Source organism: Haemophilus haemolyticus, assembly GCF_003490935.1.
Classification (GTDB): Bacteria; Pseudomonadota; Gammaproteobacteria; order Enterobacterales; family Pasteurellaceae; genus Haemophilus; species Haemophilus haemolyticus_M.
The window spans coordinates 62302-76918 of the sequence record NZ_QQGD01000002.1; the positions used below are offsets into that span (position 1 = coordinate 62302).

Here is a 14617-nt window from a genome sequence, read left to right on the forward strand (position 1 = left end):
AAACGAAAAGTGCGGTAAATTTTACCGCACTTTTAAAAATGATTTCATCAATAATGATTACGCATAATACATATCAAACTCAACCGGATGTGGTGCCATATTTAAACGTTCCACTTCTTTACGTTTGATGCTGATAAACGCATCAATAAAATCTTTAGCAAATACGCCACCTTGAGTTAAAAATTCATAGTCTTTTTCTAATGAATTCAACGCTTCTTCTAGCGAGCTTGCTACTGCTGGAATATCTTTTAATTCTTCTGGTGGAAGATCATAAAGATTTTTATCCATTGCATCGCCTGGGTGGATTTTGTTTACTACACCATCAAGGCCCGCCATTAATAATGCAGCAAAAGCCAGATATGGGTTTGCCAATGGATCTGGGAAACGTGCTTCTACGCGAATCGCTTTTGGATTAGTTACAGCAGGGATACGAATTGAGGCAGAACGATTGCTTGCGGAATAAGCCAGCAATACTGGCGCTTCATAACCAGGCACTAAACGTTTATATGAATTAGTACTTGGATTAGTGAATGCATTTAATGCTTTAGCATGCTTAATAATACCGCCGATGTAATAAAGTGCGGTTTCAGAAAGACCTGCATATTTATCGCCTTGGAAAATATTTTTTCCGTCTTTGCTTAATGACATATTACAGTGCATTCCCGAACCATTATCGCCCGTAATTGGTTTTGGCATAAAGCATGCCGTTTTGCCATGCTCTAATGCAACATTTTGCACGACATATTTATAGATTTGAGTTTCATCGGCTTTTAAAGTTAGCGTATTAAATTTAGTCGCAATTTCGTTTTGCCCTGCAGTCGCCACTTCATGATGATGGGCTTCGATGACTAATCCCATTTCTTCTAAAATCAAGCACATTTCAGAACGAATATCGTGCGCACTATCAATTGGTGCAACGGCACAATATCCGCCTTTTTTCAATGGACGATAAGCGTTATTGCCTTCTTCATATTTTTTATTCGTGTTCCAAGCAGCTTCTATATCATCAATAGAAAAAGATGCTTTGTTCATTGATACATTAAAACGCACATCATCAAATAAGAAGAATTCAGGCTCTGGGCCGAAAAAAGCTTGATCCGCAATACCTGTTGAACGCATATAATTTTCTGCACGAATTGCAATAGAGCGCGGATCGCGATCATAGCTTTGCATTGTCGTTGGTTCATAAACACTACAACGAATAGAAAGCGTTGGAATTTGCGCAAATGGATCGACAACTGCGGTTTCAGCCATTGGCATAAGCAACATATCGGCTTTATTAATAGTCTTCCATCCTTCTACAGAGGAACCATCAAACATCTTGCCATCTTCAAACATTTCTTCATCCACAAGGCTTACAGGAATGGATACACCATGCTCTTTGCCTTTAATATCGGTGAATCGAAGAAGTACAAATTTCACATTATTTTCTTCAATTAGCTTAAATACATTGGCGATTGCATTTGCGTTTGACATTAGGGAGTCCTCTATAATTAGTCCGATTAAAATAAGTCCGTATTATAACGTAACCATACTATTTTTTCATGAGATTTATTTTTCTTATTCTAGCCATAGCAGAAAAAGAAAAATGCATGTATAATTTTTGCCCTTTCGACAAATGTAGAAACGTAGGGTGCAACGCGTTGCACCATTTTTTATGTAACGATGCAATGAAAATTGCATCTCATCTAATCAAAGCATTAAACAATGAAAAACGAAATCGATATTAAAAAACTCCGTAACATCGCAATTATTGCGCACGTTGACCATGGTAAAACCACTCTTGTAGATAAACTTCTTCAACAATCTGGTACTTTTGAATCTGCACGTGGTGATGTAGATGAACGAGTTATGGACTCAAACGATCTTGAAAAAGAACGTGGCATTACAATTCTTGCAAAAAATACCGCGATTAACTGGAATGACTACCGCATTAACATCGTGGACACTCCGGGGCACGCAGACTTCGGTGGTGAAGTTGAACGCGTCCTTTCTATGGTGGACTCTGTTCTATTAGTTGTTGATGCGTTTGATGGCCCAATGCCACAAACTCGTTTCGTGACCCAAAAAGCGTTCGCTCATGGCTTAAAACCTATCGTCGTAATTAATAAAGTTGATCGCCCTGGTGCACGTCCTGACTGGGTTGTGGATCAAGTATTTGACTTATTCGTAAATCTTGGTGCAACAGATGAACAGTTAGACTTTCCTATTATCTATGCATCAGCGCTAAATGGTGTTGCAGGTCTTGAGCACGAAGAATTAGCAGAAGATATGACTCCGTTATTTGAAGCCATTGTTAAACACGTTGAACCGCCAAAAGTAGAACTTGATGCGCCATTCCAAATGCAAATTTCACAATTAGACTACAACAACTATGTAGGTGTTATCGGCATTGGTCGTATTAAGCGTGGTTCGATTAAACCAAACCAACCGGTTACTATCATCAATAGCGAAGGAAAAACTCGTCAAGGTCGTATCGGTCAAGTACTTGGTCACCTTGGTTTACAACGTTATGAAGAAGATGTTGCTTACGCTGGCGATATCGTGGCAATCACTGGTTTAGGTGAATTAAATATTTCTGATACAATTTGTGATATCAACGCTGTTGAAGCGCTTCCATCATTAACTGTTGATGAACCAACAGTAACCATGTTCTTCTGTGTAAATACCTCTCCATTTGCGGGTCAAGAAGGTAAATATGTGACTTCTCGTCAAATTCTTGAACGTTTAAACAAAGAATTAGTTCACAATGTGGCATTACGCGTAGAAGAAACCCAAAACCCGGATGAATTCCGTGTTTCTGGCCGTGGTGAATTACACCTTTCTGTATTAATTGAAAATATGCGCCGCGAAGGTTATGAGCTTGCGGTTTCTCGCCCTAAAGTAATCTACCGTGATATTGATGGTAAAAAACAAGAGCCATACGAACAAGTAACTATTGATGTGGAAGAACAACATCAAGGCTCCGTGATGGAAGCATTAGGTATCCGTAAAGGTGAAGTTCGAGATATGTTACCTGACGGTAAAGGCCGCGTTCGCTTAGAATATATCATTCCTAGCCGTGGATTAATTGGCTTCCGTGGTGACTTTATGACCATGACTTCTGGTACAGGCTTACTTTACTCAAGCTTTAGCCACTACGATGAAATCAAAGGTGGAGATATCGGTCAACGTAAAAATGGTGTGTTGATTTCTAATGCAACAGGTAAAGCGCTGGGTTATGCATTATTTGGCTTACAAGAACGTGGTAAGTTAATGATTGATGCAAACGTAGAAGTTTACGAAGGTCAAATTATTGGTATTCATAGCCGTTCAAATGATTTAACCGTAAACTGCTTACAAGGTAAAAAACTGACCAATATGCGTGCGTCAGGTAAAGACGATGCGATTGTGCTGACTACACCTGTAAAATTCAGTCTTGAACAAGCGATTGAATTTATCGATGACGATGAGTTAGTGGAAGTGACACCTGAGTCGATTCGTATCCGTAAAAAACTTTTAACGGAAAACGATCGTAAGCGTGCAAATCGTACAACGACAAGTACTAGCACGCATTAATAAACAACGCTAGCACGAAAATTTGTAAAAAATTAACCGCACTTTGGGATACAACTAAAGTGCGGTTATTTTTATGCTCAATTTACTAAGGAGAAAGTCTTTCTCTAATCCAATTATTGCTTTCTTTACGATAACGAATGCGATCATGTAAACGGCTTGGTCGCCCTTGCCAAAACTCCACTGTTTCTGGCACAACTAAATAGCCACCCCAATAATCTGGTCGAGGCACGTTTAACGGATGTTTAGCGGCAACCAATTCGGCTTTTGCTAGCAAAGATTTATAATTAGAAATCACCGCACTTTGCTCACTTGCCCAAGCCCCTATACGGCTGGTATAAGGTCGGGTAGCAAAATATTTATCGGATTGTTCTGCTGGGATTTTGACTGCTTTACCTTCAATTCGCACTTGGCGTTCCAATTCAGGCCAAAAGAAAGTCAACGCGACATAAGGATTACGCTCAATACAGCTACCTTTTCGGCTAAGATAATTCGTAAAAAAGACAAAACCTTGCTCATTGACTTCTTTTAGCAAAACCATTCGGCTATTTGGGCGACCTTGTTCATCAACAGTCGCAATATTCATTGCGGTTGGCTCATTGACTTGCGCATGAATAGCCTCTTTCTGCCATTGTTCAAATTGTGAGATTGGATTTTCATGGCAATCATGTTGTGAAAGCACTCGTTTAGTATATTCATCACGAATATTATGTAACTCCATTTTCTCTCCTTTCAAATTTGATGAAAAACGCAAATAGAATAAAGGCTGTAAAATCGTTCGTCAATTTTCATAAAATAAAACTCAAATGACATCGAATCTTGCAATTATTTGAAATATGCGTATCATCTAGCCCCCTATATTCAACCTCGGGTTCCCTAACCCCGATTTATTTAAACTAAAAAGGTACAACATGAAATTAAACTCTCCGATCTTTAATGATCAACAAAAACGTCGTGCAATCATCTGGCTCAGCTTTTTCCACATATTCATCATTGCAGCGAGCAATTACTTTGTACAAATTCCTTTTGAAATCACGCTAAAATTGACCGCTCTTGGTGCAGCAAATGATTTTTCTTTCCACAGCACTTGGGGAACGATCACATTCCCATTTATCTTTTTGGCTACTGATTTGACTGTGCGTATTTTCGGTGCGGAAGATGCGAGAAAAATCATCTTCGTGGTGATGTTTCCTGCACTTATTGTAAGTTACGTCATATCGGTTTTATTCTCTGAAAGCAAATTCCAAGGTTTTGAATCATTAACGCATTTCGATCTGTTTGTATTCCGTATTGCTATTGCGAGCTTTGCAGCTTACGTTGTAGGACAATTACTTGATGTGATCGTATTTAACCGTTTACGCCAGTTAAAAACATGGTGGGTGGCGCCAACTAGCTCAATGACATTTGGCTCAATGGCAGATACGTTTGTTTTCTTCAGTGTAGCTTTCTACCAAAGTGCAGATCCGTTCATGGCTGAACATTGGGCACAACTCGGTTTTGTAGATTATATATTTAAATTATTTATAGGAATTATCTTGTTCGTCCCAGCCTATGGCGTAGTATTAAATGTTATTTTACGAAAACTACAAATGCTCGTAGCAGAACGCGTTCCAGCATAAACCAAATTTCTGGCGCATATAAAACAATTAACCCCGCTCTTTTGAGTGGGGTTAATTATTAAGAAGCTCATTAAATCGCTTGAGAGCGCCATAAAGTCTTCCTATTATATTCTCTACACTTACGTTGATAAGTAGTGTGGTAAAAAAGTATAAATTTATAACCGCGCTTTTTTTATATCAAAAAAACATATTTTCTAGCTAAAAGTTATTGGCGCTACCTTCTTATTTTTTTAGAAAATACCGACCTACTTAGTTCTAAAAGAGAAGGAATATTTATGCTTTTAACTGGATTATTTTGCGGAATTTTACTCGGATTTGTCATGCAGCGGGGGCGATTTTGTATGACTGGCGCATTTCGCGATATGTATGTCACCAAAAATAACAAAATGTTTGTTGCCCTTTTATTGGCGATTACCGTGCAATCCATTGGATTCTTCCTCTTAAAAGAAATTGGTATATTAAATGTTGATCCAGCTGAAAACTTTGCCTTTTTAGCCGTGATTATCGGTGCCTTTGTGTTTGGTATCGGCATTGTTCTTGCTGGCGGTTGTGCAACAGGTACGTGGTACCGTGCTGCGGAAGGCTTGGTCGGCAGTTGGGTCGCGTTATTCACTTATATGTTATTAAGTGCCATCATGCGCACCGGCCCATTAGGCGAATTCAATAAAACTTTACGCAGTATCAATATTGAACAACGCAACATTTACGATACATTCGGTATCTCACCTTGGTGGTTAGTCACATTATTAACTTTAGTGACGGCTTTCTATGTGTACAAACATCTCAGCAAACCAAGCGTAAAAGTCGCGGCATTAAAACCGAAAAAAACTGGGCTTGCTCATTTATTATTTGAAAAACGCTGGCACCCATTTTTCTCTGCCGTATTAATCGGATTAATCGCACTTGCCGCTTGGCCACTCAGTGTCGCTACAGGTCGTGAGTTTGGACTTGGGATCACTGGTCCATCTGCCAATATCATGCAATTCCTCGTTACTGGCGACGGTAAATTTATTAACTGGGGCGTATTCTTAGTCTTAGGGATTTTTATCGGGTCATTCATCGGCGCGAAAGCGAGCAATGAATTTCGTGTCCGCGTACCGGATGCCAGCACGATTCTACGCAGCGGACTTGGCAGTATTCTTATGGGTATCGGTGCAACCCTTGCGGGTGGCTGTTCTATCGGTAATGGCTTAGTCGAAACCGCCTTTTTCTCTTGGCAAGGTTGGGTATCATTGCCATTAATGATTCTCGGCACTTGGGTGGCCGCCTACTTCACCATTATCCGTCCACAACGTTTAAAATTAGCAAAAGCATCATAAGGAGTTTATATGATCGTTAAATTACCAACACTCGGCCTAGTTTGCCCCTTTCCTCTCGTTGAAGCCAAGGAAGCCATGGCTAAGTTAAATAAAGGCGATGGCCTAGAAATTGAATTTGACTGTACTCAAGCTACCGAAGCTATTCCCGCTTGGGCGGCTGAAGAAGGTTATGAAGTGACTAACTTCGAACAAATTGATGATGCAAAATGGTCAATTACGGTGATTAAATAATAAAAAAGGCGGTTAAAAACAAAAACATGTTTAACCGCCCTTTTTCAAAAATTAAATTAATTTAACAGGTACTTTTACGACTAATTTTTTAATTTTTTCTGTTTTTCCATTCACTACGCAGCAAGGTTTATGCGGTTCGTAAGGATAAAATACAGCGAACATTTTTGGCTTCATTGTGACGGTGAATTTATCATCAATATCTGCACAAAGTTGATAATCATCCGCTTCGTTGTAAGATTCATACTTAGACAAATCAGGATAATTAGCGCCAACTTCTATATTTTCCGTACCACGGATTAACACCTGAACATCCAAGTATTCATGATGTAACTCTGCTTTTTTGCTGCTTGGTTCTGCAGTTTCCGGTTCCATTACGTTCATATAAATTTGATCATTAATATCATGGCGACCATTTTCTAACGCATTCAAATCTAACGTATTCAAATAATCACATACTTCAGCAATCACTTTTGGTAAACCAACTTTAAAATTTGGGCTGGTTAAGCTGCTAATAATCATAGAATTTTCCTTATAGTGGATAAAAGTTGTCCTATGATACCAAGTCGGTTAAATGAAATAAAGTTACCAATCACACAAAAACCTCTGTATAATGCTTAGGCTTTATTTTCTACATTAGCGTGCGGCTATCAAAAGCAATTTTAAGCGCTCGAAAGTGCGGTTGTTTTTACAAAAGATTTCTTTTGCTAGTCGCAATCTGGAAAATAAAGCATTGTTTTTAATATAAATTTTAAGGGAAACATTGTGAATCCAATTGTTAAACAATTTAAATACGGTCAACATACCGTTACTCTAGAAACCGGCGCAATTGCACGTCAAGCAACTGCTGCGGTTATGGCAAGCATGGACGATACCACGGTATTCGTGACTGTTGTTGCTAAAAAAGACGTGAAAGAAGGTCAAGACTTCTTCCCATTAACCGTAAACTACCAAGAGCGTACTTATGCAGCGGGTAAAATCCCTGGTGGTTTCTTCAAACGTGAAGGTCGCCCATCTGAAGGCGAAACTTTAATTGCACGTTTAATTGACCGTCCAATTCGTCCATTATTCCCAGAAGGTTTCTTCAACGAAATCCAAGTTGTGGCAACTGTAGTTTCTGTAAACCCACAAATCAGCCCAGACTTAGTGGCTATGATTGGTGCTTCTGCAGCATTAACTTTATCTGGAGTGCCTTTCAATGGCCCTATCGGTGCGGCGCGTGTTGGTTTTATTGACAACCAATTCGTATTAAACCCAACTATGGCTGAACAAAAACAAAGCCGCTTGGACTTAGTGGTTGCAGGTACTGACAAAGCCGTATTAATGGTTGAATCTGAAGCTGATATCTTAACTGAAGAACAAATGTTAGCAGCAGTAGTATTCGGTCATCAACAACAACAAGTTGTAGTTGAAGCAATCAAAGAGTTTGCGAAAGAAGCAGGTAAACCACGTTGGGATTGGGTTGCACCACAACCAAACACAGATTTAATTAACAAAGTAAAAGTGATTGCTGAAGCACGTTTAGGCGATGCATACCGCATTACTGAAAAACAAGCACGTTACGAACAAATCGATGCGATTAAAGCAGATGTGATTGCACAAATCACAGCTGAGGATGAAGAAATCAGCGAAGGTAAAATCGTGGATATTTTCACCGCACTTGAAAGCCAAATCGTTCGTGGCCGTATCATTGCTGGTGAACCACGTATTGATGGTCGTACCGTTGATACCGTTCGTGCATTAGACATTTGCACTGGTGTATTACCACGTACACACGGTTCTGCAATTTTCACTCGTGGTGAAACACAAGCATTAGCCGTTGCAACGTTAGGGACTGAACGTGATGCACAAATCATTGATGAATTAACGGGTGAACGTCAAGATCACTTCTTATTCCACTACAACTTCCCGCCATATTCTGTAGGTGAAACCGGTATGATCGGCTCACCAAAACGTCGTGAAATCGGTCACGGTCGTTTAGCAAAACGTGGGGTAGCAGCAGTTATGCCAAGTCTTGCAGAATTCCCGTATGTAGTGCGTGTTGTATCTGAAATCACTGAATCTAACGGTTCTTCTTCTATGGCGTCTGTATGTGGTGCGTCTTTAGCATTAATGGACGCGGGCGTTCCAATCAAAGCCGCTGTTGCAGGTATCGCAATGGGCTTAGTGAAAGAAGAAGAGAAATTCGTGGTGCTTTCAGATATCTTAGGTGATGAAGACCACTTAGGGGATATGGACTTTAAAGTAGCGGGTACACGTGAAGGTGTCACCGCCCTTCAAATGGACATCAAAATTGAAGGTATCACCCCTGAAATTATGCAAATTGCATTAAACCAAGCGAAAAGTGCGCGTATGCACATTCTTGGCGTAATGGAACAAGCAATCCCTGCTCCACGCGCGGATATTTCTGACTACGCACCGCGCATCTACACAATGAAAATTGATCCGAAGAAAATCAAAGATGTCATTGGTAAAGGTGGCGCAACAATTCGTTCATTAACTGAAGAAACTGGTACATCAATTGACATTGATGACGATGGTACAGTGAAGATTGCCGCAGTAGATAGCAATGCAGCGAAAAACGTAATGGGACGTATTGAAGAAATCGTTGCAGAAGTTGAAGCTGGCGCAATTTACAAAGGTAAAGTGACTCGCCTTGCTGATTTTGGTGCATTCGTAGCAATCGTTGGAAATAAAGAAGGTTTAGTTCATATTTCTCAAATTGCTGAAGAGCGCGTAGAAAAAGTTAGCGATTACCTCCAAGTGGGCCAAGAAGTAGACGTAAAAGTTGTTGAAATCGATCGTCAAGGTCGTATTCGTTTAACAATGAAAGACTTGGCTCCAAAACAAGAAACTGAAATTAACCAAGAAGATTCTGTAGAAGAACAAGAATAATCTTGGAATATCGAATCAAAACTTGGTAGCAACCGCTGCCAAGTTTTGTTGTTTTCCAACTTTTAGGCATAAAGAAAGCAAATGCGGTGTTTTCGCTTATCTCGCCATTTTGTAGTCTATTTATTTAGCTTATGTGCGATCTTACTCCTCGCAGGCTGTGTTCAGTCTAGGGGTGGTTTTGTGTCTAAAAATCATGTCGTGTTGGCTGAACAAAATCCGAATACTCACTTTGAACAAGAAGTGATGATCGTACGATTAAGCCAAGTACTACTCGTTGGAAAAATGAGTAATGAAGAACGTGCATCGCTACATTTTGAACGTGGCGTACTCTATGATTCCCTTGGATTATGGGGACTTGCTCGTTACGATTTTACTCAAGCCCTTGCATTACAGCCTAAAATGGCATCTGTGTACAATTACTTAGGGCTTTATTTATTGCTTGAAGAAGATTACGACGGCGCATTGGAAGCATTCAATACGGTGTTTGAATTAGATTCAAGTTATGACTACACCCACCTTAATCGTGGTTTAAATTTTTATTATGTAGGGCGCTACCATCTTGCTCAGCAAGATTTCTTACAGTTCTACCAAGCCGATACAAAAGATCCCTATCGTGTCTTATGGCTATATTTGAACGAACAAAAATTAAAACCACAAGAAGCCCAAACAAACCTTGTTGAACGAGCAAAAGGGCTATCAGAGGACTTCTGGGGTACACATATCGTTCAATATTACTTAGGACGCATCTCTGTAGAAGAATTACAACAACGTGCGAGTGAATTTGCTGAAAATTCACAACAATATGCTGAAATTCTCACAGAAACCTATTTTTATCTAGCAAAACAAAAACTCAATGTAGGGCTAGTAGATGAAGCAGCAGCTTTATTTAAACTAGCTATGGCAAATCAGGTTTATAACTTTGTTGAGTATCGTTTTGCCGCGTTTGAACTAATGAAATTAAAACCGGTTCAAACAGAAGACGAAAAAGAAGAGAAAAGTGCGGTAACAAAAGCGATTGTTTTCTAAAAATCAATCCAAAACTCACCGCTCTTTGCAGTAGAACGAATAGAAAAATTCATTCGCTCTGCCCAACTTAATAAACCGAAGGCCTCTTTGAGCTTTCCTTTTTATATTCGAGTATTTTAATGACTGACAAAATTACTTTTAATGACTTAGGCTTACCTGAGTTCATCTTAAAAGCTGTTTCTGACTTAGGTTTTGAAACCCCTTCTCCAATTCAACAAGAATGTATCCCGCATTTGCTCAATGGCAATGATGTGCTAGGTATGGCACAAACAGGTAGTGGTAAAACCGCTGCTTTTGCTCTGCCTTTATTAGCGCAAATCGATCCAAGTGAAAAACATCCACAAATGTTAGTGATGGCGCCGACTCGCGAACTTGCTATTCAAGTTGCCGATGCGTGCGAACAATTTGTTAAATATGCGCATGGCTCGCGCATTGTTACTTTATATGGTGGCCAACGTTATGACATCCAACTTCGTGCATTAAAACAAGGCGCACAAGTGGTTGTGGGTACACCAGGTCGTATTCTTGACCATATTCGCCGCGGCACATTAAATCTTTCTGAACTTCGTTTTATCGTATTAGATGAAGCAGATGAAATGCTACGTATGGGTTTCATTGATGATGTAGAAACCGTCATGGCAGAATTACCAGAAAATCACCAAACAGCGTTATTCTCTGCAACAATGCCTGAACCGATCCGTCGTATTACGAAACGTTTTATGAATGATCCAAAAGAAGTGAAGATCAAAGTTAATAACGAAAATGCCCCAGATATCGACCAAAGTTGTTGGTATGTGCACGGTGTGCGTAAAAATGAAGCCCTTCTGCGTTTCTTAGAAGTGGAAGATTTTGATGCAGCGATTATCTTTGCTCGCACTAAAACAGGTACTTTAGACATTACAGAACTGCTTGAAAAAAATGGTTTCCGTTCTGCCGCACTTAATGGTGATATGACACAACAACTCCGCGAACAAACCCTCGATCGCTTACGTAACGGCAGTTTAGATATTGTAGTGGCAACTGATGTGGCCGCACGCGGTATTGATATTGAACGCATCAGCCTTGTAGTGAACTACGACATTCCGCTTGATGCAGAATCTTATGTACACCGAATTGGCCGTACTGGTCGTGCAGGTCGTTCTGGTCGTGCTTTATTATTCGTTGAGCCTCGCGAGCGTCGTTTACTTCGTAATATTGAACACCTAATGAAAAAAGGTATCAATGAAGTAGAATTACCAAATCATCTTGTGTTACAAGAATGTCGCCGCAAAAAATTCGTTGCAAAAATTACAAAACAACTAGAACATCACGATTTAGAGCAATATCGTAGTTTATTAGAAGACTTATTCACAGCCGATCAGGATCAAGAAGATATTGCTGCAGCAATGTTAATGTTGCTACAAGGCAAACAAAAATTAATTCTTCCACCTGATCCACCAATGGAAAAACGTCGTCGTGAACGTAATGAACGAGGTGATCGCCGTGAAAATCCACGTTCAGCGGAACGTCGTGGCGAACGTAAAGGTTATGGAAATCCACAACCAATGGATTTATATCGTATAGAAGTCGGTCGTGCAGATGGTGTAGAAGTTCGTCATATCGTTGGTGCGATTGCTAACGAAGGTGATATCAATAGCCGCTATATTGGCCATATCAAACTTTATGATGACTACACGACCGTTGAATTGCCACAAGGCATGCCGAAAGAATTATTGCAACAATTCGGTAAAACACGTGTATTGAATAAACAAATGCAAATGTCTTTCTTAGGTGCGGTGAAGTCTGATAGTTCCCGTGGCGACGATGATTTTAATGGTAAACGTAAAGGTCGTGGTGGAGATTTCCGTGGAGAACGCGGACGCAATGAACGCGGTAATGACAATCGTGGAAATCGTAAATTTAATGAAAAAAGTAACCGCTCTTTTAGCGATAAACCACGCCGTGATCGCCAAGGATAATATCCTTACGATATAAAGAATAGTGCTATTTCCTAATGTTTTTTGCATCATTTAAAATTTAGCACTACTCGGTGAACAAAACTTAGCTCCTTGAACCTCAAGGGGCTTTTTATTGTCTATTGATTAAATTCTAGCTACAATCCCGCAAGCTTTTTATATAGGAAAAATCATTGAAAGGTCTCTTTTTACGTATTATTACTGCCTTGGCTTTATTGCTTTGGGCTATTGATATGGTATTCCCATGGCAATTTCTACACCATGCTGAAGAAAACCACTATACAGCAATTCAAGAACGAGGCTCACTCATTGTGGGCACAATGAACAACCCTATTTCTTATTTTATAAATAAAGACGGTGAACGAGGCTTTGAATATGAATTGGCTAGAGCATTTGCTGATTCACTAGGTGTAGAACTCGAAATTAAAACTTTCAATAATCAAGAACAATTATTTAATGAGTTAGATAAGCATAATATTGATTTAGCTGCCGCTCACCTTTTATATCATCCTAATAATGCAGAACGTTTCCAAATTGGCCCAGCGTATCATTCAGCCTCATGGCAATTAGCTTATCGAAAAGATGAACAACGCCCTAAAAATCTGGGCGATGTTAAGAAAGAAATTTATATCGCTAACAATTCATCATTGGAAGAAACACTAAAAGAATTACAAAAACAATATCCACAATTAACTTGGGAAAGAAATCAAGCGTTTACTCAAGAAGAACTATTGCTGCAGCTGTCTGAAGGAAAAATTCCTTACGTCATTGCTAATTCCATTGATATCGCGGCGATCCAACAAATCAAACCAGAATTAGCTATTGCCTTTGATATTGCTGATGAAGCAAACATTCACTGGTATTTACCGAATAATGCCTACAATGATCTTCAAGCTGCCTTACTCAATTTTATGAATAATGCTCAAGAAACAGGGCTAGTCGATAATTTAAAAGAAAAATATTTAGGGCATATTTCACAATTTGATTACGTAGATACGCGCTCTTATATGAACGCAATTGAAAATACCCTGCCACAATTCTCACCACTCTTTGAAAAATATAAAGGTGAATTAGATTGGCGATTACTCGCAGCTGTTGCTTATCAAGAGTCTCATTGGAATCCTGATGCAACATCACCTACTGGCGTGCGTGGCATAATGATGCTGACGAAAGATACCGCACAACATATGAAAATCAGCGATAGAACAGATCCTGAACAAAGCATTAAAGCGGGCTCAGAATATTTACACTGGCTGATTAGTCAAATTCCAGAAACCATTGAAAAAGAAGAAAGAATTTGGTTTGCTTTAGCCGCCTATAACATGGGACTAGGCCACTTAATTGATGCGCGTCGTTTAACTAAAAATCTTGGAGGAAATCCAGATAATTGGCTCGATGTGAAAAAAAATCTGCCTTTATTAGCAGAAAAACGCTATTATTCCCAACTGAAATACGGCTATGCGCGAGGCTATGAAGCCCATCAATATGTAGAAAATATTCGCCGCTATATGAATAGCATTGTGAATTATCATCGAGTCCAAGAAAATCAAACAACAAATGATAATGCCAACAACGAAAGCGCGCTTGGAAATTCAGAAGAAATAAAAGAAAAAAAGGATAAATAAAATGTTAAAACGCAAAACTTTTCTTAAAAAGAAAACCAATTTACAACAAACCTCTTTATCACGTAATCTACGTTTAAGACGCTTGAAACACCGAAAACAACAGCAATTTGCGAGACATTCATTACAATTTGTTGTACAAGAAATTTGTTGTTAATTAAAGCATCTCTATCCAACAAAAAAATGGATGCTCGGCACCCCATTTAACAAAAGCAGAAATAATCCCTGAAACGATACCAACAAATACTGCTACGCCATAACGACGACGGTTTGCCGGACTTTGAGTAAAAATACCTGACATATTTTGTTCTCCAATAAAAGTAAAGAAAAAATAACCGCACTTTTACGTCATTGTTTATACAATTTAAAGTGCGATCCCTATTTTATCGATATAACAA

13 protein-coding genes are annotated in these 14617 nt (G+C 39.3%); 9 read left to right on the forward strand and 4 right to left on the reverse strand.

What is annotated here, in order from left to right; genetic code table 11:
- Positions 1-57: 57 nt before the first annotated feature.
- Positions 58-1476, reverse strand: coding sequence for a glutamate--ammonia ligase (glnA, locus tag DV417_RS02605; protein WP_118878480.1), 1419 nt, complete (start codon positions 1474-1476; stop codon positions 58-60).
- A gap of 231 nt (positions 1477-1707) precedes the next feature.
- Between glnA and typA the strand changes: the two genes are divergently transcribed.
- Positions 1708-3558: a translational GTPase TypA gene (gene typA, locus DV417_RS02610; protein WP_118878481.1), complete on the forward strand. Its 1851-nt coding sequence runs from the start codon at positions 1708-1710 to the stop codon at positions 3556-3558.
- A gap of 85 nt (positions 3559-3643) precedes the next feature.
- On the opposite strand, the gene pdxH is transcribed toward typA, so the two are convergent.
- A complete protein-coding gene (pdxH, locus tag DV417_RS02615) occupies positions 3644-4276 on the reverse strand; it encodes a pyridoxamine 5'-phosphate oxidase (protein ID WP_118878482.1) in 633 nt (210 codons plus the stop codon).
- 190 nt (positions 4277-4466) lie between these two features.
- On the opposite strand from pdxH, the gene DV417_RS02620 reads away from it, so the two are divergent.
- The 3 genes from DV417_RS02620 to DV417_RS02630 all read left to right on the forward strand — a co-directional run bounded on the left by DV417_RS02620 (position 4467) and on the right by DV417_RS02630 (position 6724).
- Entirely contained in the window at positions 4467-5174 is a 708-nt protein-coding gene (locus DV417_RS02620; RefSeq protein ID WP_118878483.1) for a 7-cyano-7-deazaguanine/7-aminomethyl-7-deazaguanine transporter, read from the forward strand.
- A 275-nt stretch (positions 5175-5449) separates the two neighbouring features.
- Positions 5450-6493, forward strand: a complete 1044-nt coding sequence (locus tag DV417_RS02625) for a YeeE/YedE family protein (RefSeq protein WP_118878484.1) — start codon at positions 5450-5452, stop codon at positions 6491-6493.
- A 9-nt stretch (positions 6494-6502) separates the two neighbouring features.
- Positions 6503-6724 carry a sulfurtransferase TusA family protein gene (locus DV417_RS02630; RefSeq protein WP_005631077.1) on the forward strand — a complete coding sequence of 74 codons (222 nt, stop codon included), beginning with the start codon at positions 6503-6505 and terminating at the stop codon, positions 6722-6724.
- A 51-nt stretch (positions 6725-6775) separates the two neighbouring features.
- Here the strand turns inward: DV417_RS02630 and nanQ are convergent, their stop codons facing one another.
- A complete protein-coding gene (gene nanQ, locus DV417_RS02635) occupies positions 6776-7243 on the reverse strand; it encodes an N-acetylneuraminate anomerase (protein ID WP_105887880.1) in 468 nt (155 codons plus the stop codon).
- A gap of 243 nt (positions 7244-7486) precedes the next feature.
- On the opposite strand from nanQ, the gene pnp reads away from it, so the two are divergent.
- The 5 genes from pnp (at position 7487) to DV417_RS09395 (ending at position 14376) form a co-directional block, all read left to right on the forward strand.
- Entirely contained in the window at positions 7487-9616 is a 2130-nt protein-coding gene (gene pnp, locus DV417_RS02640; protein WP_118878485.1) for a polyribonucleotide nucleotidyltransferase, read from the forward strand.
- Positions 9617-9697: 81 nt separating this feature from the next.
- Entirely contained in the window at positions 9698-10642 is a 945-nt protein-coding gene (gene nlpI / locus DV417_RS02645; RefSeq protein ID WP_118878486.1) for a lipoprotein NlpI, read from the forward strand.
- A gap of 119 nt (positions 10643-10761) precedes the next feature.
- Positions 10762-12600, forward strand: a complete 1839-nt coding sequence (locus tag DV417_RS02650) for a DEAD/DEAH box helicase (protein ID WP_118878487.1) — start codon at positions 10762-10764, stop codon at positions 12598-12600.
- A gap of 170 nt (positions 12601-12770) precedes the next feature.
- Positions 12771-14222 carry a membrane-bound lytic murein transglycosylase MltF gene (gene mltF / locus DV417_RS02655; protein WP_118878488.1) on the forward strand — a complete coding sequence of 484 codons (1452 nt, stop codon included), beginning with the start codon at positions 12771-12773 and terminating at the stop codon, positions 14220-14222.
- A 1-nt stretch (position 14223) separates the two neighbouring features.
- The gene (locus DV417_RS09395) at positions 14224-14376 is read left to right on the forward strand and encodes a hypothetical protein (RefSeq protein WP_005631066.1); all 153 of its coding nucleotides are present in this window, start codon (positions 14224-14226) and stop codon (positions 14374-14376) included.
- On the opposite strand, the gene DV417_RS09400 is transcribed toward DV417_RS09395, so the two are convergent.
- Positions 14377-14520, reverse strand: coding sequence for a hypothetical protein (locus tag DV417_RS09400; RefSeq protein WP_155759367.1), 144 nt, complete (start codon positions 14518-14520; stop codon positions 14377-14379).
- Between the last annotated feature and the right edge of the window lie 97 nt (positions 14521-14617).

Excerpts from the sequence above, each read along its gene's own strand:
- nanQ (WP_105887880.1), bottom strand. The coding sequence starts at position 7,243 with ATGATTATTAGCAGCTTAACCAGCCCAAATTTTAAAGTTGGTTTACCA.
- pdxH (WP_118878482.1), bottom strand. The coding sequence starts at position 4,276 with ATGGAGTTACATAATATTCGTGATGAATATACTAAACGAGTGCTTTCA.
- nlpI (WP_118878486.1), top strand. The coding sequence starts at position 9,698 with ATGCGGTGTTTTCGCTTATCTCGCCATTTTGTAGTCTATTTATTTAGC.
- typA (WP_118878481.1), top strand. The coding sequence starts at position 1,708 with ATGAAAAACGAAATCGATATTAAAAAACTCCGTAACATCGCAATTATT.
- glnA (WP_118878480.1), bottom strand. The coding sequence starts at position 1,476 with ATGTCAAACGCAAATGCAATCGCCAATGTATTTAAGCTAATTGAAGAA.
- DV417_RS02625 (WP_118878484.1), top strand. The coding sequence starts at position 5,450 with ATGCTTTTAACTGGATTATTTTGCGGAATTTTACTCGGATTTGTCATG.
- DV417_RS02620 (WP_118878483.1), top strand. The coding sequence starts at position 4,467 with ATGAAATTAAACTCTCCGATCTTTAATGATCAACAAAAACGTCGTGCA.
- DV417_RS02630 (WP_005631077.1), top strand. The coding sequence starts at position 6,503 with ATGATCGTTAAATTACCAACACTCGGCCTAGTTTGCCCCTTTCCTCTC.
- DV417_RS09395 (WP_005631066.1), top strand. The coding sequence starts at position 14,224 with ATGTTAAAACGCAAAACTTTTCTTAAAAAGAAAACCAATTTACAACAA.
- DV417_RS09400 (WP_155759367.1), bottom strand. The coding sequence starts at position 14,520 with ATGTCAGGTATTTTTACTCAAAGTCCGGCAAACCGTCGTCGTTATGGC.
- DV417_RS02650 (WP_118878487.1), top strand. The coding sequence starts at position 10,762 with ATGACTGACAAAATTACTTTTAATGACTTAGGCTTACCTGAGTTCATC.